Source organism: Aeribacillus sp. JST-2 (assembly GCF_056032925.1).
In genome coordinates, this window is the sequence record NZ_JBVVUU010000100.1 from 1 (window position 1) to 1420 (window position 1420).

General features: G+C 44.0%; 1 protein-coding gene. It reads right to left on the minus strand.

The features are described from left to right. Positions 1-216 precede the first annotated feature (216 nt). A protein-coding gene (locus tag AC0KTX_RS16740; RefSeq protein ID WP_456687463.1) for an IS3 family transposase occupies positions 217-1363 on the minus strand; the annotation gives its coding sequence in 2 pieces (ribosomal slippage) (positions 217-1093 and positions 1092-1363; 1149 coding nt in all). Positions 1364-1420: the final 57 nt, after the last annotated feature.

Genomic DNA, 1420 nt, shown 5'->3' on the forward strand with positions numbered 1-1420 from the left:
TGTAATGCACCCCTTTGTCAAGACACAAATTGATAATATTTAAGTTATCCATTCTCTCCTTTCGCTATGAATGTGGTGCGTGTGCAAAAAAGGCTTGACATGGAGCCTCTACGGGCACGATTTTTTGCGCTGGAGCGATGGACAGATAACATCGCATGGCTAAAACAGCCTATCATGCCCGTCTCTCCATATAAAGCCTCTCATCACGTTCGATGGTTAGGATGCTTGAACCATCTTAGGTTGCTTGTACACTGTTGCTGGCGTCAAATAGTCCAAAGATTGGTGAGGTCGGTCTGTATTATAGAACGTAACATAGCGTCGAATGCCTTTTCGCAACTCTTTAGGATTCTCGAATTCATTGAGATAGATACATTCATACTTTAAAGCTCTAAAGAAGCGTTCCGTACGACTATTGTCTGTTGCTCGTCCTTTGCCATCCATTGATACCTGGATGCCATACTCTTTCAACAGCCCGAGATAGTCAGCGTTTGTAAAATGGCTGCCCTGGTCACTATTGATGATGGCCGGCTTACCATGACGCAATGCCCGCTTCAGACAGTCGATGACAAATCCTTTCTCCAGCGTACTAGATAACTCGTAATCGATCACTTTGCGGCTGAACCAGTCGATGATGGTAAACAGGTACATAAAGCCCCGTCCCATACGAAGGTAGGTGATATCCACTCCCCATACATGGTTCGGACGGGTGATCTCCAATCCACGGAGCAGGTAAGGCCGGCAGTACTTGGCATGTAGCCTCTTACTAAGGTTGGGTTTTGGGTAAATAGCTTGTATACCCATAAGGCGCATGAGACGGCGTACGCGTTTATGATTCACATCAAATCCTTTCTCACGAAGTTTCGCAGTCATGCGCCTGTAGCCAAAGTAGGGATGAGCTGTATAAAGCATATCCATTTCGTGCATGAGCATGATGTTTTCTGAGCTTTCTGTTTGCCCCTTTGATTGGCGATACACGCTAGTACGATGAATACCTAATAACTGTGCCTGACGCTTGATGCTGATCGATGGGTGATTGAATTCGACCATAGCCTTTCGTTCGTCAACAGACTTATTTGAGCCCAGATTTTTTTTTCAGCCAGTCAACTTCAACCGTTAACTGACCTACCAATTTCTCTAAATTTTCTTGTTTGGCCTCATATTCTTTACGGATTTTATCCACTTCGCTTGAGCCTTTTTCAAAGACCATCGAGGATCGTTCTAGAAATTCTGCTTTCCAACGACTGACCATGACTGGGCTTAATTCATATTTGGCGGCTATTTCATTGACGGTTTGCTCTTCACGCAACACCTCAAGAACCACCTTAGCTTTAAATTCTGCGGTATATCGGTTTCTTTTTTTCATGGTATCATTATAACTTATTTATCACGCTCATGTGTCTCACCTTATGGGAGCATTATA